The 19,689-nt window shown below is 53.0% G+C and carries 20 protein-coding genes; 6 read left to right on the plus strand and 14 right to left on the minus strand.

All coding sequences use genetic code 11. The features are described 5' to 3' along the window. Window positions 1–1,155, plus strand: a complete 1,155-nt coding sequence (pdxB, locus tag CPA50_RS05845; RefSeq protein ID WP_096781488.1) for a 4-phosphoerythronate dehydrogenase PdxB — start codon at window positions 1–3, stop codon at window positions 1,153–1,155. Between the two features lie 70 nt (window positions 1,156–1,225). Here the strand turns inward: pdxB and htpX are convergent, their stop codons facing one another. The 3 genes from htpX to CPA50_RS05860 form a co-directional block, all read right to left on the minus strand. Next, window positions 1,226–2,110, minus strand: a complete 885-nt coding sequence (gene htpX / locus CPA50_RS05850; protein ID WP_096781489.1) for a protease HtpX — start codon at window positions 2,108–2,110, stop codon at window positions 1,226–1,228. An 89-nt stretch (window positions 2,111–2,199) separates the two neighbouring features. Next, entirely contained in the window at window positions 2,200–2,670 is a 471-nt protein-coding gene (locus tag CPA50_RS05855; RefSeq protein WP_096781490.1) for a hypothetical protein, read from the minus strand. Window positions 2,671–2,697: 27 nt separating this feature from the next. Continuing rightward, a complete protein-coding gene (locus tag CPA50_RS05860) occupies window positions 2,698–3,912 on the minus strand; it encodes a pyridoxal phosphate-dependent aminotransferase (protein ID WP_096781491.1) in 1,215 nt (404 codons plus the stop codon). Window positions 3,913–4,185: 273 nt separating this feature from the next. Between CPA50_RS05860 and CPA50_RS05865 the strand changes: the two genes are divergently transcribed. After that, window positions 4,186–4,677 (plus strand): glutathione peroxidase, encoded by a 492-nt coding sequence (locus CPA50_RS05865; protein ID WP_096781492.1) that lies wholly within the window; start codon window positions 4,186–4,188, stop codon window positions 4,675–4,677. A 3-nt stretch (window positions 4,678–4,680) separates the two neighbouring features. Next, entirely contained in the window at window positions 4,681–5,142 is a 462-nt protein-coding gene (locus CPA50_RS05870; RefSeq protein ID WP_096781493.1) for a MarR family winged helix-turn-helix transcriptional regulator, read from the plus strand. On the opposite strand, the gene CPA50_RS05875 is transcribed toward CPA50_RS05870, so the two are convergent. Beyond that, on the minus strand, window positions 5,108–7,180 hold the full coding sequence (locus tag CPA50_RS05875) for an ATP-binding protein (RefSeq protein ID WP_096781494.1): 2,073 nt from the start codon (window positions 7,178–7,180) through the stop codon (window positions 5,108–5,110). The two genes, CPA50_RS05870 and CPA50_RS05875, sit on opposite strands and share 35 nt — an antisense overlap. A 50-nt stretch (window positions 7,181–7,230) precedes the next feature. Further along, window positions 7,231–8,004 carry a hypothetical protein gene (locus CPA50_RS05880; RefSeq protein ID WP_096781495.1) on the minus strand — a complete coding sequence of 258 codons (774 nt, stop codon included), beginning with the start codon at window positions 8,002–8,004 and terminating at the stop codon, window positions 7,231–7,233. A 246-nt stretch (window positions 8,005–8,250) separates the two neighbouring features. On the opposite strand from CPA50_RS05880, the gene CPA50_RS05885 reads away from it, so the two are divergent. Continuing rightward, entirely contained in the window at window positions 8,251–9,261 is a 1,011-nt protein-coding gene (locus tag CPA50_RS05885) for a LysR family transcriptional regulator (RefSeq protein WP_096782354.1), read from the plus strand. On the opposite strand, the gene CPA50_RS19770 is transcribed toward CPA50_RS05885, so the two are convergent. The 8 genes from CPA50_RS19770 to CPA50_RS19835 form a co-directional block, all read right to left on the minus strand. Beyond that, a complete protein-coding gene (locus CPA50_RS19770) occupies window positions 9,250–10,218 on the minus strand; it encodes a GNAT family N-acetyltransferase (RefSeq protein WP_096781496.1) in 969 nt (322 codons plus the stop codon). The genes CPA50_RS05885 and CPA50_RS19770 overlap by 12 nt on opposite strands. A gap of 4 nt (window positions 10,219–10,222) precedes the next feature. Next, the gene (locus tag CPA50_RS05895; protein WP_096781497.1) at window positions 10,223–11,374 is read right to left on the minus strand and encodes a cupin domain-containing protein; all 1,152 of its coding nucleotides are present in this window, start codon (window positions 11,372–11,374) and stop codon (window positions 10,223–10,225) included. Window positions 11,375–11,390: 16 nt separating this feature from the next. After that, window positions 11,391–12,758, minus strand: coding sequence for an adenylosuccinate lyase (gene purB, locus CPA50_RS05900; protein ID WP_096781498.1), 1,368 nt, complete (start codon window positions 12,756–12,758; stop codon window positions 11,391–11,393). A gap of 93 nt (window positions 12,759–12,851) precedes the next feature. Beyond that, on the minus strand, window positions 12,852–13,493 hold the full coding sequence (gene hflD, locus CPA50_RS05905; protein ID WP_096781499.1) for a high frequency lysogenization protein HflD: 642 nt from the start codon (window positions 13,491–13,493) through the stop codon (window positions 12,852–12,854). Continuing rightward, on the minus strand, window positions 13,490–14,683 hold the full coding sequence (gene mnmA, locus CPA50_RS05910; protein ID WP_096781500.1) for a tRNA 2-thiouridine(34) synthase MnmA: 1,194 nt from the start codon (window positions 14,681–14,683) through the stop codon (window positions 13,490–13,492). The genes hflD and mnmA overlap by 4 nt, the downstream gene beginning before the upstream one ends. Window positions 14,684–14,734: 51 nt before the next feature. Continuing rightward, window positions 14,735–15,184: an NUDIX hydrolase gene (locus CPA50_RS05915; RefSeq protein WP_096781501.1), complete on the minus strand. Its 450-nt coding sequence runs from the start codon at window positions 15,182–15,184 to the stop codon at window positions 14,735–14,737. Next, window positions 15,181–15,822 carry a pseudouridine synthase gene (locus tag CPA50_RS05920; RefSeq protein WP_096781502.1) on the minus strand — a complete coding sequence of 214 codons (642 nt, stop codon included), beginning with the start codon at window positions 15,820–15,822 and terminating at the stop codon, window positions 15,181–15,183. The genes CPA50_RS05915 and CPA50_RS05920 overlap by 4 nt, the downstream gene beginning before the upstream one ends. 176 nt (window positions 15,823–15,998) lie before the next feature. Beyond that, window positions 15,999–16,310: a cold shock domain-containing protein gene (locus CPA50_RS19835; RefSeq protein WP_096781503.1), complete on the minus strand. Its 312-nt coding sequence runs from the start codon at window positions 16,308–16,310 to the stop codon at window positions 15,999–16,001. 313 nt (window positions 16,311–16,623) lie between these two features. Between CPA50_RS19835 and clpS the strand changes: the two genes are divergently transcribed. Both clpS and clpA read left to right on the plus strand, forming a co-directional pair. After that, a complete protein-coding gene (clpS, locus tag CPA50_RS05930) occupies window positions 16,624–16,983 on the plus strand; it encodes an ATP-dependent Clp protease adapter ClpS (protein WP_096781504.1) in 360 nt (119 codons plus the stop codon). A gap of 18 nt (window positions 16,984–17,001) precedes the next feature. Continuing rightward, window positions 17,002–19,272, plus strand: a complete 2,271-nt coding sequence (gene clpA / locus CPA50_RS05935; RefSeq protein ID WP_096781505.1) for an ATP-dependent Clp protease ATP-binding subunit ClpA — start codon at window positions 17,002–17,004, stop codon at window positions 19,270–19,272. Between the two features lie 92 nt (window positions 19,273–19,364). On the opposite strand, the gene infA is transcribed toward clpA, so the two are convergent. Further along, window positions 19,365–19,583: a translation initiation factor IF-1 gene (gene infA / locus CPA50_RS05940; protein WP_096781506.1), complete on the minus strand. Its 219-nt coding sequence runs from the start codon at window positions 19,581–19,583 to the stop codon at window positions 19,365–19,367. Window positions 19,584–19,689: the final 106 nt, after the last annotated feature.

The following is a 19,689-nucleotide window of genomic DNA, read 5'->3' on the forward strand; positions in this document are numbered from 1 at the left end:
ATGTTGATCGTCGCAGATGAGAACATCCCGCTGCTGGAGGCTTTTTTCGGCGACATCGGTGAGATCCGGCGCGTCTCCGGCCGCACCATGAGCCCGGAAGATGTCCGGGACGCCGATGTGTTGCTGGTCCGGTCGGTCACACGGGTAAACTGTGCCCTGCTTGAAGGCAGTAATGTGCGCTTTGTCGGAACCACTACGATCGGAACTGATCACATTGATCTGGACTGGCTTGCGGCAAGAGGTATCCGTTTTTCTGCTGCACCAGGCTGTAATGCCAACAGCGTTGTCGAATATGTGCTGGCAGTTCTGTCCCTTTATGCAGAGCGTTGTGTTTTAAGTGACTGGTCGCGGCTCACTGTCGGTATTGTTGGTGTCGGGAATGTCGGCGCGGAGCTTGCTGATAAACTTCTTCGCCTCGGTTTCAGTGTCAAACTTTGTGACCCTCCCAGGGCAGAAAGTGAGCCGGAAGCCACCGATACCTTTGTTAGTCTGGATGAAGCCCTTGCGTGCGATGTTGTCTCCCTTCATACGCCCCTTACCCGTGACTCGGCACACTCTACATTTCACATGATTGGTGAGCATGAGCTCGCTGCACTCACATCTGAACAGCTGCTGATCAATGCAGGGCGAGGCGAGGTGATTGATGGTGCTGCGCTGTGTGAGAGGCTGGATCAGGCTGGCGCGCCACTGGTTGCTCTTGATGTCTGGGAGCAGGAACCCCGGATCAATCCGGAACTTGTGGACAAGGTCTGGCTTGCGACGCCCCACATCGCTGGTTACAGCCTTGAGGGCAAGGTGCATGGGACAGAGATGATTTACCAGGCACTCAGCAGATTCCTGGGGCTTCCGACGCGTAAGCAGGCTGGTCAGTTCTTGCCGGAGCCGGCTCTCAGTAAAGTTTCGTTTACGAGTGCGGCTGATGAGCATGCAGCTATCCGGATAGCGTTACGAGCCTGCTACGATCCGCGACAGGACGATGCACGTCTGCGTAAAGCCATGAGAGTCCCAGCAGACGAGCGCGGAAACGCTTTTGATCGCCTGCGGCGGGATTACCCTGTACGACGGGAATGCTCCAGCCTTAAAGTTCAGCTGAAAGGTACGAGTAAATCCTTGCAGGACAGTTTTCGTGCTATTGGTTTCAAGCTGAAAATCTGAAGTTTGTCTTGCTGCTTGTCGCAATAATCAAAACAGGGGCCCTGAGCCCCTGTTTTTTTGTTCCTGAAATCTACTGCAAGCTTGCTTGCTGCAGTGCCGCTATCCTGTCTTCAAGAGGCGGGTGGGTCATGAATAATGCGCTCAGGCCAGTTCGTGCACCACGGTTAATACCAAAGGCCTGGAGGCTGTCTGGCATCTGATCGGGTACCCCGCTCTCCTGTTTCAGTCGCTCAAGAGCGCCGATCATGGCCGCACGACCGGCTAACTGGGCGCCGGCAATATCTGCCCTGAATTCACGTCTGCGGGAGAACCAGAACACAATGGTACTGGCGAGAATGCCAAGTACCAGTTCTGCCACGATACTCACCACAAAAAATCCAATACCATGGCCGTTTTCATTTTTGAATACCACGCGATCCACAAATGAGCCGATCACCCGTGAGGCGAAGATCACGAAGGTATTCACAACGCCCTGGATCAGAGCAAGTGTCACCATATCGCCGTTGGCAACGTGCCCGATTTCATGGCCTAAAACAGCCCGAATCTCGTCTTTGCTAAACCGGTGCAAAAGACCTTCACTGACGGCGACCAAGGCGTTGTTTTTGTTCCACCCCGTGGCAAATGCGTTGGATTGGCTTGCCGGAAATATGGCTACTTCAGGCATGCCGATACCTGCGTTCTTGGCCATTTCTGCCACGGTCTGCACAAGCCAGCGTTCGGCTGGCGTGCGTGGGGAATCAATCACGCGGGCTTTGGAGCTCCACTTGGCAACAGGTTTGGATATGAGCAGGGAAACAATGGCGCCGGCAAAACCAAATACAGCAGCAAATGCCAGCAGGGAGCCATATTCGATTCCATTCTGGGCGAGATAGCTGTCTACACCCAGGAGTTTCAATGTAAAACTGGCAACGAGAATAACCGCAAGGTTAGTAGCCAGAAATAGCAGAATACGCATGGTGTTTTCCTGATCAGTTAAATATGAAAGACCTGCTTCAGACACCTGAATAGGGTCTGGGTTCGATGTTTCAATAGTATTACCGGGATTTAATGGCCTTGCTTGTCCGTAAATAGTGTGGCGCGGACAGCGCGGCTGATACGCACAGACTGACGGCTTTTCAGCGCTGTGCGCACAAGATGGATATGGCTGGACAGGTCTTCCTGTAATGACGGGGGCAAGGTTGCTTTGGTCGCATCCTCTGGCCCTTTGAGTTCTTCTATCAGAGTCTCAGGGGCTGGTGCGCTTAACCGGATAAATGCCTCTTGCGACAGCACGGCCTGATCGAGAGCTTCTTGTCTGATTGTATCGACATAACGCAGAAAACCCTCCTCTGCCAGCCAGAGTAATGCGCCAAAGCAGGCCATATGGCGTTTACTGTGTAAGCCAAATTCATCTGGTTCATCAGGGCCCGCAATATCTTCTACATACAGGTCTACCCGCCTCGGGAAGGCGCCGTAAAGCTGAACCAGAGCTACGGCTGCATCTTTGTAGAATTCTTCAACGTGGATATCAGCCATAGATAGCTTCCTTTGCTGCTGATGCCTTTATCGGCCGTATGTTGCCAGGAAGTTACCCAGCCGGCCCATTGCATCTTCCAGAGTGTCTTTGCGGGGCAGGAACACAACCCGGAGATGCTGTTTGTCATCAACATTGAAGGCAGACCCCTGGACCAGAAGAATTTTTTCCTGAAGCAACAGATCAAGGACCAGCTTCTCATCATTTGCGACAGGGAACTTTTTCGGGTCCAGGCGCGGGAAAAGATACAGTGCACCCTGAGGCTTCACGCAGCTTACGCCGGGGATATCGTTGAGCATCCGCCACGCCGTATCGCGCTGTTCATACAGGCGGCCACCGGGCGCCACCAGGTCATCAATCGACTGGTAGCCGCCCAGTGCTGTCTGTATTGCTAACTGTGCGGGAACATTAGCGCACAGGCGCATATTGGAAAGCATGTCTATGCCTTCGATAAGATCTTTGGCCCGGTGTTTGGCGCCGCTGATAATCATCCATCCCGAACGGTAACCGGCAGCACGGTAATTCTTGGAAAGCCCGTTGTATGTGAAAAAGAGCACATCATCGGCTAAAGAGGCCGTGGATACGTGCTGGGTGCCATCGTAGAGAATCTTGTCGTAGATTTCGTCTGAGAGCACGATCAGGTTGTGCTTGCGAGCCAGTTCAATCACCTGCTCAAGCAGTTCCTGGCTGTAGACCGCGCCTGTGGGGTTGTTGGGGTTGATCAGCACAATGGCGCGGGTACGGCGGGTTATCTTTTTACGGATATCGTCAATGTCCGGGAACCAGTTCTGTTCTTCATCGCAGTGGTAGTGCACGGGTTTCCCGCTGGAGAGTGTCACAGCGGCCGTCCAGAGAGGGTAGTCCGGTGCAGGAATAAGCACCTCGTCTCCGGTGTTGAGCATGGCCTGCATGGACATGACGATCAGTTCACTGACCCCGTTGCCCAGGAAAATATCGTCAATATCGACTTTATCGATACCTCGTTGCTGGCAGTAGTGCATTACCGCCTTGCGGGCAGAAAACAACCCTTTTGATTCCACGTAGCCCTGAGCCTGGTGCATGTTGTAGATCACGTCTTGCTGGATTTCTTCGGGAACATCCAGTTCAAAAGCGGCGGGGTTGCCGATGTTGAGTTTAAGTACCCGGTGACCTTCTTCTTCCAGACGGCGTGCTTCCCGCATCACTACGCCACGGATTTCATAACACACATTATCCAGCTTGGCGGATTTGTAGTAGTTCTGCATAAGACCCGGGCTTCCTCAGTCGGTAAACGTAAAACAGGCACCTGTCATTCAGGTAAACCACTATTCTAGCGGAGGCGGGGCCAACGGCAATAGGGAAATTGTGATCAATTATGGCGGTTTAGCTTTATCTTCCATTAATTCATCCTTCATAAAACATTTGCGTGAACAGGTTTCCCGGTATATTTTGGATTTAGGTTGCGCACAATATAACTGTGTACAATAAAATATTGCCTGTGATCATCAGGTAGCCGTCATTTTGCCAGGGAGAAACTTATGTCTGGTCACTCGGTTTATGATTTCACTGCACGGGATATCAACGGTAACGAGAAAAAGATGTCTGACTATCAGGGTCAGGTGTTGCTGATTGTGAATACTGCCAGCAAGTGCGGCTTCACGCCGCAGTTTGAGGGGCTGCAGTCCTTGTACGATGAACTGGGCCCGCGCGGACTGGAGGTTCTGGGGTTTCCCTGTAATCAGTTCCTGAATCAGGATCCTGGTGATGACGCAGCCATCAGTCAGTTCTGCAGCCTGAACTACGGAGTGAATTTCCCAATGTTTTCAAAGGTTGATGTCAACGGAGAGGGGGCGCACCCTTTATTCCAGTTCCTGAAAACAGAGGCAAAGGGGCTTTTGGGTTCGGAGCAGGTTAAATGGAACTTCACCAAATTCCTTATAGGCCGGGATGGAAAGGTGGTGCGTCGTTACCCACCAACGACCAAACCGGAAGACATCCGGGCAGATATTGAAAAGCTTCTCCAGAGCTGACCAATGGATGACATACTCGCACTGGATAACCAGATCTGCTTCAGCCTTTATGCAGCCAACCGGGCGATTACTGCAAGGTACCGCCCGCTGCTGAAAGAGCTGAACCTGACTTATCCTCAGTACCTGGTGATGCTCGTGCTTTGGGAGCGATCCCGCGCCAGCCAGGTAACCCGGGTTTCTGATCTTGGGGCCCGCCTGCGACTGGATTCCGGGACCCTTACCCCGCTGCTGAAGCGCCTGGCTATAAGGGGGCTTATCCGCAGAGAACGAAGCGTTGATGATGAGCGTGTGGTGACTCTTTCACTGACCGGGAAGGGTGCTGATCTTCGGGCGCAGGCTGCGCAGATACCTCAGAAGCTGCTATGCGGCCTTGAGGTTGCCCCCGAGAGGTTGCTGGCGCTGAGGGATGAGCTTAATGAAGTGTTAAGGTCTATTGAGGCGCGGGCGGAGGAGTCCAGCGCATAATTGCAGCATTCAACTGGCTGCGGCTGTATGGTTTCGTAATGTAATCATTCATGCCGCAGGCCAGGCAATCATCGCGGTCGCCCTGCATCACGTTGGCGGTAACGGCTATGATCGGGAGTTCGCTCCACTGTGGGTTTTTACGGATCAGTCGTGTTGTTTCAAAACCGTCCATCACCGGCATCTGGCAGTCCATAAGCACCAGGTCATAATGTTGCAATCCTAGCGCTTCAATCGCCAGTTCACCGTTTTCTGCCACATCTGCGTGATGCCCCATTTTTCTCAGTAACGTGCTCGCCACCATCTGATTCACTTCATTGTCTTCTACCAGCAATATGCGAAGCCCGGATTGCTGTGTCGTTTCCGGTTCATTGCTGGAGGAAACCTGAAGGTATTCCAGGGCCGGGGGGAGGCGGGCAGCGGAATGATCAGGCAGTTCCTCCAGCCCGGATAACTGCTCAGTGTTTTGCTGGGGGTCTTCGGTATTCCGGTTGTCGAGAACGGGCAGGGGCAGGGAGACAGTAAACCTGGTTCCCTGCTGTTCCTTTGATTCAACGGTTATTTCACCGTGCATACGTTCAACAAGTTGGCGGCACAGGGTTAATCCTAACCCTGTGCCGCCATACAGGCGTGTGGTCTGGGTAGCGGCCTGGGAGAAGGGTGAGAATATCCGGCGCAGACCTTCCTTGCTCATGCCAATGCCAGTATCGCTTACATCGATGGTGAGGGTGCCGGCCGAATAGCTTGCGGTGATACGTACGTTTCCGGTGTCTGTGAATTTGATTGCATTGCTCAGCAGGTTGTTCACGATCTGGCGGAGGCGGGTGGGGTCACCGAGAAAACGGTTCGGGAAGTTCAAGTCTGTTTCTGCAATCAGGTCAATGCCCTTCTTTCGTGCATGCTGAGTGTGCAGTGTGGCGCATTCGTCAATAAGCCCACGGATATCTACGGGAATATTTTCAAGGTTGAGCTTTCCGGCTTCAACCTTTGAAATGTCGAGAATATCATTGAGTATTCCGAGCAGGCTTTCGCCAGCCGACAACGCGATCTGCAGGCGATGACGCTTTGCGGAGTCCTGTTCGCCTTCCAGGACCAGCCCCAGCATGCCCAGCACTCCGTTCAGCGGCGTACGTATTTCGTGGCTCATGCTGGCAAGAAAGTTGGCCCTGGCCCTGGCCCTGCGCATGGCATCTTCCTTGGCCTTTACCAGTGCGCGGTTACCCCTTTGCAATGCCTTGTTTTTATCTGATATTTCCCGGGTCCGGCTTTCGACGTCATGTTCCAGTTCGCTGGAATAGTTCTTCATGGCGCTTTTTGCAGTGCGGAGCTGAGCCAGGCTGGAGTCTATTGTTTCCAGATGCTGATTGATGATGCCTACCATTGTGCCTATTTCATCATGTTGATGACCTTGAGGAACGGGTAAACGGATTTTTTCCGGTGAGCTGGCTTTGACCTCGATCAGAGCGCTGATAACACTGAGCAACGGACGGGTGAGAATCAGATAGAAAATAACCAGCAGCGACATGGAAAGTATCAGGCTTTTTAAAAGGCCACTGACCAGGGTGTAAGTTGCTCGTTCGAGAAACTGGAGGCCATAGTGATAGGTGTCGATGGTAACTACGAGTTGGCCAAGGGGAAGGTTTTTGAGCTGTGAAACGCTCAGTTCCTGGCTGAAAACCCGGGTAGCGCCAAACAGCTGATCACTGATCCAGCGACAGGGCGATACCGGGCTGCTCGTGCTGGCGGCGGCCATTGTGTTATTTCTGCTATCAACAATTCTGGCGTCAATGGTAGCGGGGTGTCTGAGGAGGCCATCAAGAAGCTCCTTCGCCAGGCGTACATCGATGTTATAAGCAATCTGGGCGGCCGGGTTGTGGCTTATTTCCATCAGCGCCTGGACATCGGCTTCCATGGAGTTCCGGGCGCTGAAATAGTCCAGAGTAATCTGTACAGCATTGAGAACCAGACCCAGCACCATGGCGATCAGAACGGTATCGCGGGTGAGTCGGTAGGACAGGCGGTGCTTGAGGCCTCGGATCACAGGTGTCACAGTCTCTGTATGCGGGCAGTCGGATTGCCCGGTTCATGCATTCAGTCGTCGTAGTCGGCCTTTTTCTTCCATTCTTCATCGTGAAGAAAATTGTCCCACTGCTTATCCATGCATGAGTGAGATGCTGTCGATTCTTTGCTGTTGCCATCTGCACTCGCAGTTTCCAGTTCTTTTATCCGCGTGCGGAAACTTTTGACCGCTTTCATTGCAAGAGGGTTGTCCCGGGATTTTCCCATTTCTGTGCTTGCCAGGTGATAGGAGTGAATTGCTTTTCGTATCTGGTTCTGGCGGATGTGTTCGCGGGCCTGAAAAACGTGAAGATCTGCGTGGGTTTTGTGAACCAGGAACAGGACGTACTTCAGGTTTTTCTTGGCAGTTGCACCATCTACGCGGCCACTTTTGTGCATGGACTCGATCATTTTGAACAGGTTTTGCAGAAGCTCTTTCACGTAGGTGGATTTTTCGGGTGAGTCAATCTTGGTGACCTTGACGTCGTCCCGATTTTCGCGAATCAGGGTTTTTCTCTGCAAGGCAGCCTCACGCCATTCATCAACTGGTAACCCTGACTTCAGTCCTGCGAGGTCATTGCAGATATCTTCAATGCGTTTCAGTAATAACAGCTTCAGATCCGGGGCCAGATATTGCCCGGGAAGCTCAGAGAGCAGGCGGTTGCACCTTTTGTAACTGTCTTCCAGCGCTGTAATCTTGCGAATGCGCTCAATCCGGGCTTTCTCTCGCATCTGGCTGATGACGATTACGGTGATAGAAATCACAACGATAGCTGCCAAAGCGAGGACAATATATATTGTATTCATGTTTGAGTAATGACTCCGGCGTATGGGTAAGTCATGCCCGATTCAGAATTATGAGCTGAACTGCCGGTTTCTCCGGCAACCCTGATAGAAAGACTAGCAGAAATAGAGCGTTGAATCCGGAATCAAATGTCAAAGATTGGCTTTCATATTGATTATATGAATTGTCAGTATTCTGTATATTACCATGGTGAATGGGCGTTTGGGTTGCGCCCGGCTAATAGTCGTTATCCTGCCCCGGAGCTGTTCATGGATATTTCCCGAATTGATCTCAATCTCCTTGTTTATCTTGATGTATTACTCAGAGAGAGGAATGTCACCAAAGCGGCTAACCATCTTGGCATTACTCAACCAGCCATGAGTAACAGCTTGCGCCGTTTGCGGGATCTGTTCTGTGATCCTTTGCTGGTCCGGACCAGCGAGGGTATGACTGCAACTGAGCGGGCGCGGGAGCTGCAGCCACTGGTCAGGCGGATACTCTCTGATATTGAACAGGCTGTGCAGGAGAAAACACCGTTTGCGGCGCTGGAGAGTCAACGGGTATTTCGCATCATGGCGAGTGATTACGCCGAGTCGTGTTTGATGCCAAGGGTGTTGCGCCGGATCCGGCAAGAGGCGCCACATGTGACTCTGGATGTACTGACGCCCAGCGATGTGAGCTTTCTGGATGTGGAGCAGGGTCGTCTTGATATGGCGATAAATCGTTTTGATAAGATTCCTCAGTCTTTTCATCAGAAGACGCTCTGGACTGAATACTTTGCCTGCCTTATGAATGCCCGTAACCCGATATTGAACGAGTCTTTTACATTAGAGTCCTATTTGGGTGCCAGCCATATCTGGGTCAGCAAAACCGGGTTTGGCGTGGGTGTGGGCGTAAACCCGAAAGACGTACAAAGGCTTGGTTGGGTTGATGAAGCCTTGTCGAGGCTAGGAAGCAAGCGGCAGATTTCTGTATTTACCCGCCATTATCAGTCAGCCATGCTGCTGGCGGAGCAGCACGATCTGATTGCTACGCTTCCATCCCGTGCTGCCTGGTTGCAAAAAGACAATGCCAATCTGGTGGTTAAGATTCCTCCGTTCGATATCCCGCCGTTTGAGCTTAAAATGGCGTGGAGCCCGTTGTTGCAGCACAACGCTGATCACCAGTGGCTTCGCAGGCTGATTACGGAAGTTGCTGAAGAGGTTGATGAAGAGTTTGCACCTTTTGGTGCTCGCTTCGAACCTGCGAGCGCTCCCTTGCCAAATCACTCAGATCGGTAGTTCGCGCAGCTCCAGCGACTGGTGCCCCGCATCCCACATGCGCTGGAAGTTTTCCGCGAGTAACCTGACCCGACCACTGTCTGCGAAGCCGGCAAACCCTGATGGCCCTGAAAAATCGTGCCGGTAAACCACTCCTTCCCTGTCAGCAATAAGATACGGCTGGTCTTCATGGGGGTAATCTTTGTTGACCAGTCTCAGTTCAATACGGCTAGGCAATCGCCTCATCAGTTCCACCAGTTGGTGGCGACGTTTTACGAGAGGCTTGTCATCATGGATTAGCAGGCGGACTTCGCTGAGCCTGTGGCGACGGGCAAGGCTTGATATTAGCGCACTTAACCTCTGGCGGTCATAACGGTCGTGATCCAATAGCTGGTCGTACAGCCACAATCGCTGGCCTGCCTGGCCAACCATGGAATCCATCAGGTCAATCATGCTGCTTTCGGTATCGAAGAGCCAGGGTTGTGTATCCGTGCCGAGAAGCATGGGCCTGGATCTTTTGTTATCCGCCTGATCCGCAAGAAGAGCCGGAGCAAGGTTTCGCATATCCAGATGAGGAATACCTGCATCATCGTAGGGTTCTGAACAGACATGGAACCCGGCGCGCTGGTAGAAGGGTATGGCGTGCTGCTGGGCAGAGAGTTTAAGCTCCTGATACTGCCCGGCAGACTCTTTAATCAGTTGCCAGAGCAAGGCTTCACCAATACCCTGGCCCCGGAATTCCGGCAGGATGGCCATTCGTCCGATGTGTCCGGTTTCTCCCAGCGTTGAGAACAGCCGCGCTACGCCAGCTGGCCTGTTGTCCGACGAAACTGCGAGAAAATGATCGGCAATTTCATCTGTGTCGTCCCATTCCAGCTCTGGTGGAACCTTTTGTTCTTCAACAAACACTTTCTGGCGGATGTCCCGGATATGCGTCGGCGCAAGCTGCCAGCTGTATTTTCGAATTTTGACTGTCATGGATTTACTCGAAATACACCGAGCCCTGATTATAGAGATTGGTCAGCAGGCCGAGCAGGGCAGGGTCTTCGGCAAACTGAGACAAGGCGCGCATATCTATACGCGCTCCGGCGCACAATAAGGGGGCCAGAGGGCGGGCGTCGCCTTTGAGCAGGAACTGCTCGCCGTCTGCGAACAGGGCGGTCTCGTCGTTTTCTTCATGGTATGCAAAGCGGGAACCTTCGTTCCAGCGAAGTTGCTCTCCAGCCCGGATGGCTTCAGCGAAGTCTTCATCAGAGGCAGGCTCTTCCGCGGGTACTACAACATCCATGCTTTTCGGTGCAGTAGCGTACTGGCCAAACCATAAGGCCAGTTGGCGTTTGTCTTGCAGTTTTTCTGCCAGAATGCCCTGTAGGCGGTCGATTACCACCGGTGCAATGGCGCCCGGGTTGTCCTGAACCTGAAGATCCGGATCGTTCATGTGGTCGGCAGCGCCAGGCTGGTTGCACAGAAAGTCAGTAAACCCGGTAAGCAGGTCGTCAACAGTCGGCGCTCTGAAGCCTACTGAAAGTGTAATGCAATCGTCTTCTGCAACTCCATGGTGGCCGAGGCCCGGAGGGAGGTAAAGCATATCGCCAGGCGCCAGGGTAACAGTTTCTTCGCCTTCCCAGCTACTGAGAATACGCAGTGGTGTGCCTTCTACCCGGGGCGAAGTGTGATCGCAGCGTCCACCAAACGTCCAGCGCCTGTGTCCCTGAGCCTGCAGCAGAAATACGTCGTATTGGTCGTAATGGGGGCCGACGCTACCACCTTTTGGCGCAAAGCTGGCCATGATGTCGTCAAGGCGCCAGTTGGGGACGAAACGGAAGTGCTCGAGCAGTTCTGCCACCTCTGGAACCCAATGATCAAGGCCCTGTACCAGCAAAGTCCAGTCATGCTCGGGAAGCTGGCTGAAACGTTCTTCGGAGAAGGGGCCGTTGTGCAGTTGCCAGGGTTTACCGTCGTCGTTTTCTATGACAATGCGTGATTCCACGCCTTCTTCACAAGCAAGGCCGGCAAGTTCGTCAGCATCGACAGGGCACTGGAAATCGGGGAATGCCTGGCGGATAACCAGTGGCTTTTTTTGCCAGTAATCCCTGAGAAATTCAGAAGGCGAAAGTCCGCCAAGCATATCCATTGTCTGGTTCCTCGGTTCAGATGTTGCGCGCCTGATCGACGGCGCTGCCAATATAATTACCCGGTGTCAGAGCCATTAGTTCTGCCTTTGCACTATCGGGTATCTCAAGGGTCTCCACAAAGCTTCTGATGACTTCCGGTGTCATGGCTTTGCCGCGGGTAAGCGCTTTGAGCTTTTCATAGGGCTTCTCAATGTTGTACCTGCGCATGACTGTCTGGATCGGTTCTGCAAGAACTTCCCAGGCCTTATCGAGGTCTTCATTGAGGCGTGCCGGGTTTATCTCCAGTTTGCCCAGGCCCTTGAGGGTAGCTTCATAGGCAATCAGGCTGTGGGCAAAACCAACGCCCAGATTGCGTAGCACGGTGGAGTCTGTCAGGTCGCGCTGCCAGCGAGAGATAGGCAGTTTGGCCGACAGATGGCCAAGCAGTGCATTGGCAATACCCAGGTTTCCTTCCGAGTTTTCAAAGTCGATCGGATTGACCTTGTGGGGCATTGTGGAAGAACCCACTTCGCCTTCAACGGTTTTCTGCTTGAAATAGCCCAGCGAAATATAGCCCCAGACGTCCCGGTCAAGATCAATCACGATTGTATTGAAGCGGGCAACGGCGTCGAAGAGTTCAGCGATGTAGTCGTGAGGCTCGATCTGCGTTGTGTAAGGGTTGAGGTCGAGCCCCAGTTTTTCAATAAATGCTTTGGCGTTGGCAGCCCAGTCTATTGCCGGATAGGCAGAGATGTGTGCGTTGTAGTTGCCCACCGCGCCGTTGATCTTGCCCAGAATTTCGATGTCACCGATCTGTCTGATCTGGCGCTGAAGGCGATAAACAACGTTGGCAAGCTCTTTTCCGACAGTGGTTGGAGACGCTGTCTGGCCATGGGTGCGGGATAGCATTGGCTGCTCAGCGTGTTCCCGGGCCAGCACGCTCAATCGGTCTGCAACCTGATTCATCGCCGGAAGCAGGCCATTGTCCAGGCCTTCGCGAAGCATAAGCGCATGGGACAGATTATTGATATCCTCAGAGGTGCAGGCAAAGTGAACAAATTCGGTGACTGCATGCAGTTCGGGAACGCCGGCGATTTTTTCCTTGATAAAGTACTCGACTGCTTTTACGTCGTGGTTTGTTGTGCGCTCGATCTCTTTTATACGCTCTGCATCCTGCAGACTGAACTCACTGATCATCTTGTCCAGGAAAGCGTTGGCGCTTGACGTAAATTCGGGAACTTCAGTGATTTCGGGGTGCGCTGCCAACTGCTGCAACCATCGGATTTCGACGGTCACGCGGTTCCTGATCAGGCCATACTCACTGAAAATGTCACGGAAAACGCTGACTTTACTGCCGTAGCGTCCATCGACCGGGGAAATGGCGGTCAGGGCGTTGAGTTCCATCGAAAACCTCTCAAATAATCAAAGAATCGGTTCAGAAAAAAGGGATGTAATATGATACACCAGCACCGCCGGTGAATCAGTGGTAACGGGTTACTAATCAAATGAGCGGTTCGCTTGCTCCGCAAGTTCCCGCGCATGCTGGATCACCTTGCGGCGGGATAGAATCAGTTGCCAGCGGCGGCCACCGGTTTGTCTCCAGAGCACGGCAGAGCGAATGCCTGCTAGCAGTAGTGCCCGGACTTTGGCAGCATTTTCGTCTCGTTGCAGTAGCGATGGGTTGCCGCTTACCTGAATGCGCAGACGGAAAGTGCTGATGGTATCCGTGTAGATAGAAGCCAGGTTACTGATCAGGTTTGTATGGACATAACCGAAGTGGCTGGCGGTATGGCGGGCCTGCTCTATACGGCTGCCTATCACTTCCATCATGTCGTTGTTCCGGTTGAGCTTTGACTCCAGGTGAATCAGGTTCAGTACGTAGCGAAGTACCTCGATATCCTGTTGTTTGCTCTGTTCGCTCATAACTGTTGAGAGCGTAACCAGTCCCTCGCGCACGTCAGTCAGTTCACCGCCATAGACATCAAGCGTGGTCGCCGGATTTGTTGCGAACAGTGATCGCAGACAGGTTTCCAGGCTGGTTTCGTTGCAGTGTCCGTTGTTAGCGATCTGTTGAACCAGATTGGCGGCCTGGAATACGCCCGCTAACGCCAGTGTCTGATCGTGAAGCGAACGGCTCATTGGCTTGATTCCTGATCATGAGAAGAGCGTGATGTGAGAGCAAGCCGGGCGGGAAGGGCCTGGTCGTCACGCCATGTCTCGGTAATTACCGCTCCCCCCAGGCAGATTTCGCCATCATAGAAAACGACAGACTGTCCGGGTGTGACGGCCCTCTGGGCCTCATCGAAAACGACTTTGACGCCTCCTTCGATAACCGTGACTTCGCAATCCTGATCAGGCTGCCGATAGCGGGTTTTTGCCTTGCAACGGAAAGAGCTTGCCGGTGCCTCGCCCGCGACCCAGTCAACCGGATCGGATAGCAGTCCCCGGGAGAACAGCAGTGAGTGGTGCTTGCCCTGGACAGCGGTCAGCACGTTACGCTCAAGGTCTTTTCCGGCAACGTACCAGGGATCGTCTCCGAAGTTGCTGAGTCCACCAATGCCAAGGCCCTGGCGCTGGCCAATAGTGTGATACATAAGGCCCTGATGCCGGCCGATTACCTGCCCTTCCGGAGTTTCGATATCACCTGGCTGTGCCGGCAGGTATTGTTTGAGGAAGTCGCTGAACTTGCGCTCGCCGATAAAGCAGATTCCGGTGGAGTCTTTCTTGTCGTGAGTGACAAATCCCTGCTGTTCAGCTATCCGGCGAACTACCGGCTTTTCCAGCTCTCCGACCGGGAACAGTGTACGGGCGATGCGTTCACCGGAAACTGCATGCAGGAAGTAACTCTGATCCTTGTTGCCATCAAGGCCTTTCAGCAACAGGGCCCTGCCTGAACCATCCGCAAGGGGGCGTTGACGGGTATAGTGCCCGGTGGCGATGTAGTCTGCTCCGAGTGTGAGGGCATAGTCCAGGAACGCCCGGAACTTGACCTCCTTGTTGCAGAGGATGTCCGGATTAGGTGTGCGCCCGGCCTGATACTCAGACAGGAAGTGCTCGAATACCCGGTCCCAGTATTCCGCAGCAAAGCTTGCCGTATGGAGTTTGATGCCGACGGCATCTGCGACTGCCTGGGCATCTGCCAGATCGGTCATGGCGGTACAGTATTCGGTACCGTCGTCTTCGTCCCAGTTCTTCATGAACAGGCCTTCGACCTGGTATCCCTGATCTTTGAGTAACCAGGCCGCAACCGAGGAATCGACGCCGCCGGACATGCCGACGATTACGTGAGTGTTTTCCGGGAGGCGGGCTTCGGGAGATGGATTTGTCATGGCAAGTCGGGGCACCGGTTCAAAACGCGGGAGTTTACCATTTTGTGCTGGTCACGTCTGCGAGTCTGTGATCACGTCCAGAGGATAGCAGCGTCCCTTCCGGTAATCTTCGATACTTCTGATAACCAGTGGGCTACGGACTCTGTCGCCCAGCTCACGAATATCTTCCAGAGATAGCCAGTGGGCAGCGATTATGCCAGTGTCCAGTTCTTCTGTTACCCGCCGGCGGGCTTTGCCCGTAAAGCAGAAGCGATAGTAGGTTATGCCGTTTGCCGGCGCCTTGTAGGTATAGAGGCCCAGAAAGTTTTCCGGCTCAATATCCCAGCCTGTTTCTTCCAGAGCTTCCCTGCGCACGGCGTCCAGAATTGCCTCGTCTTCCTCAATGTGCCCTGCAGGCTGGTTGAATACAATTTGCCCGCTGCTGCGTTCTTCAACGATCAGAAAACGACCAAGCTCATCTTCTACAACCACAGCAACCGTGGCATGGGGTGTCCAGATCATGATCTTCGGATTCTCCTTTGCATCCTGGCTCTGGCAGGTCGGGCGCGCGCAGGGTGCTTTTCAGTTTGGGTGGCTGCTGGCAGGTTGACGGATATTCTCCGGTATTTGCCCGGCTCAAGGCCGTCCAGGGTCCAGTCGCCGATACGATAGCGGATTAATCTCAGTGTCGGAAAACCGACAGCAGCGGTCATCCGTCGTACCTGTCTGTTGCGCCCCTCAGTTATGATCAGCTCAATCCAGCTGGTGGGCACCGTATCGCGCCGGCGGACGGGCGGGACTCTTGGCCACAGTTCCGGCTCTGGTATTTTGCGGGCCTGTGCCGGCCTGGTGTGGCCATCTTTAAGCCTGACGCCGGTAGAGAGTTCTCTTATTGCGCTTGCTGAAATATCGCCTTCTACCTGAACCCAGTAAGTTTTTGGCATCTTCAGGGCCGGCGATGCAATTCGATGCTGCAGCGCGCCGTCACTGGTTAACAGCAGAAGGCCCTCCGAGTCGTAGTCCAGTCTCCCGGCCGGGTAGATGTCAGGAATACGAATCCAGTCAGCCAGAGTGGCTCGGGGTTTTTGTCCGGCGGCGCGCTCATCTGTAAACTGGCAGAGCGCCTGGAAGGGCTTGTTGAAAAGGATGAGATCGGCCATGGCGGCTCCCCGGGCCTTGGAATTGGAATCAGGGTTAGAGGGTACTCAGAAAACGCGATATTTGAAAGCGCAGGCCTGATCCGGCCCTGGGCTTCGGTTGAATGCAGACAAACTCAACCCGCCGGGTTCAGCCCGGCAGGCTGGCTCATATGTGTTCGGCCTGCTCTATGGTTTCTTCAGGCGTTGGCTGCACGCGGGGGTGCATCGCCGCGGTCTGCGTCATCAGGCTCAGCTGATTGCTCCTGAGTATCTGTAGTGCCCACCTGGGGCTGCTCGCTGGCCGTTTCTTCGGGTACGATGTTGACCGCGTGTACACCTTTATCACTGGGCTTTTTGTCAAAATTGACTATCTGACCGGCTTTCAGTGTCTTGTAACCGTCAATCTGAACCGATGAAAAGTGGGCAAACAGGTCGTCACTGCAGCCATCTTCTATGATGAAACCGTACCCTTTGGCATTGTTGAACCACTTGACTTTGCCTCTTGGCATAATGAACTCCCCTGTACTTTTACTGTCACTTGTTGTTGTTCCGTGCGCTGACCGGGCCTGGTATCGCATTTGTGCCGGACTCTGTTACATGAATGTCTCATGTATTTACATTATTTAACACTACGGACTAACTGTCGACGAAACCCGGAGTCGAGTCAATAGCTTCTGTTACGTTAATGTGTGGTTGAAGGCAGTCCGGACGCGGTATCATGACCGTATAAGTAAATATCTCATCCCGGGGTTGGTGTCTCACTTGAAATCCCGGGGCCAGGCAACCACATTGATGAAAGGCACCGATAACCGGTAAAGAATGATGCGGACTATCGAAAATTCTCTACTAGTATTAAATCAGGGGGAGGATGAACAGCCTGGGCGTCATGATGACCTCAGCGTTGCCCCCGAAAAACCTGCGCTGAAGCGTCCGTCTCAATACAAGGTGATGCTTCTGAATGATGATTACACACCCATGGATTTTGTTGTGGATGTATTAATGACCTTCTTCGGAATGAATGAAGAAAAGGCGACACAGGTGATGCTGCTCGTCCATACGCAGGGAAAAGCGGTATGCGGGGTTTATACCCGGGACATCGCGGAAACAAAGGCGGCACAGGTAAACCAGTATTCCTCGGAATGCGAGCATCCGCTCCTTTGCGAGATTGAATGTGCAGACTGACAGACGGCGGGGTGGCCCATGCTGAGCAAAGATCTTGAAATTACGCTGAATACGGCCTTCAAAAGTGCCCGCGACAAGCGTCATGAATTCATGACAGTGGAGCATTTATTGCTGGCTTTGCTGGATAATGAATCGGCGGTGGGCGTTCTCAAAGCCTGTGGTGCAGATCTCAAGCAACTCCATGATGAGCTGATCGAGTTTGTGGACTCCACAACACCTTTAATTCCAAGCAGTGACGATGAGCGCGAGACCCAGCCAACACTTGGCTTCCAGCGAGTGCTTCAGCGTGCTGTGTTTCATGTGCAGTCTTCGGGTAAGAAAGAGGTTACCGGAGCCAATGTTCTGGTCGCTATTTTCAGCGAGCAGGAAAGTCAGGCTGTGTACGTGCTCAAAAAACAGAGTGTTGCACGGATTGATGTCGTTAATTTCGTTTCTCATGGGATTTCCCGTGTACAGGGAGCGGAAGATCAGGATGGTCACGAGCAGATTTCTCACGATGAGGCTGCTGATGAGGGTGCACCGCCCAAGCCTCTTGAAAACTATGCAACGAACCTGAATGAACAGGCGCGTCAGGGTCGTATTGATCCTCTTATCGGCCGCGAGCATGAAGTTGAGCGTGTGGTGCAGATACTGGTACGCCGGCGCAAAAACAACCCTTTACTGGTTGGCGAAGCTGGTGTGGGTAAAACAGCTATTGCTGAAGGGTTGGCCAAACGTATTGTTGATGGTGAGGTGCCTGGCATCATCGCCGATGGCGTGGTGTACTCTCTGGATCTTGGTGCTCTGCTTGCAGGGACCAAGTACCGTGGTGATTTTGAGAAACGACTCAAAGGGCTGCTTGCTGATCTGAAGAAAGAAAAACACGCAATATTATTCATTGATGAGATTCACACCATTATAGGGGCAGGGTCTGCCTCTGGCGGCGTGATGGATGCCTCAAACCTGCTCAAGCCTATGTTGAGCTCGGGAGAGATCCGGTGTATCGGTTCCACCACGTACCAGGAATTCCGGGGTATTTTCGAGAAAGACAGCGCGCTGGCCCGTCGCTTCCAGAAGATTGATGTGAATGAGCCCAGTGTTGAGGATACCTATCTGATTCTCAAAGGGCTGAAGCCGAACTTCGAAAAACATCATGATCTGAAATACACGGACAGAGCATTGCGCGTGGCAGCAGAGTTGGCGGATCGTTACATCACGGATCGTCACCTGCCGGATAAAGCTATTGATGTAATCGATGAGGCTGGTGCACGTCAGCGTCTTATGCCTGAGGACAAACGCCTGAAAACGGTCGATGTTCCGGAAATCGAGGATGTGGTCGCCAAAATTGCCCGTATCCCACCGAAGAATGTTTCCACCAGCGACAAGGATCTTCTGCGTAATCTGGAGCGGGATCTTAAAATGGTGGTGTTCGGGCAGGATCCGGCCATTGAGTCTTTGTCTATGGCAATCAAGCTGGCTCGTGCCGGCCTGAAGGCGCCGGAAAAACCGGAAGGTTCTTTCTTGTTTGCCGGGCCCACAGGCGTTGGTAAAACAGAAGTAACCAAGCAGTTGGCCAAGGCGCTGGGGGTTGAGCTGGTTCGGTTCGACATGTCCGAGTATATGGAGCGCCATACGGTGTCCAGGCTCATAGGTGCTCCTCCGGGGTATGTGGGCTACGATCAGGGTGGTCTGTTAACTGAAGCTGTAAACAAACATCCGCACTGTGTGCTGTTGCTGGACGAAATCGAGAAGGCGCATCCGGAGGTCTTCAATCTGTTATTGCAGGTTATGGATCATGGTACTCTGACCGATAATAACGGACGCAAAGCTGATTTCCGCCACGTTATTCTTGTGATGACTACGAATGCGGGAGCTGAAAGCATGGCTCGGCGTTCGATGGGCTTTAGCGAGCAGGATCACAGCAGTGATGGTATGGAGATTATCAGCAAGACCTTCACACCTGAGTTTCGCAATCGTCTGGATAGCATTATTCAGTTCGGAGATTTGCAGCGGGGAACCATCACCCATGTTGTGGATAAATTCCTTACCGAATTGCAGGCGCAGCTGGATGAGAAACACGTGGTGTTACACGTGGATGATGCTGCGAAGCTGTGGCTGGCTGACAAGGGTTATGATGTCACTATGGGGGCTCGCCCGATGTCGCGCCTGATCCAGGATAAGATCAAGCGTCCGCTTGCTGAGCAGATCCTGTTTGGCAGGTTATCCGAGAAGGGCGGCGATGTTTTTGTCCATCTCAAGGATGACGATCTGGTTTTTGACTATGAGGATGAGCCTGCGGAAGCCGTTTGACCGGTGTGCAGGCTGGGCGGAAATTTCGCCCATAAAAAAACCGCTGCATTCATGCAGCGGTTTTTTTATGTGTCCCGGACGTCGCTGTTGCCTTAGCGGGCGCGGTAAACAATCCGGCCTTTGCTCAGATCATAAGGCGTCAGTTCAACCTTAACCTTGTCGCCAGTCAGGATACGAATATAGTTTTTACGCATCTTGCCAGAGATGTGAGCAGTCACAACGTGTCCGTTGCTCAGCTCAACCCGAAACATGGTATTCGGAAGGGTATCAAGAATAACACCTTCCATTTCAACGACATCTGATTTCGCCATTCAGTAGAAACCTCTTTTGGAATACTTTCCGTAATTTTAAATTGCGCAATTCTGCCTGATTTTCAGGCGTTTGGCAAAGTGAGTTAGTACGTAGAACCTGGAAAAG

It is taken from the genome of Marinobacter sp. ANT_B65, from assembly GCF_002407605.1.
Taxonomy (GTDB): domain Bacteria; phylum Pseudomonadota; class Gammaproteobacteria; order Pseudomonadales; family Oleiphilaceae; genus Marinobacter.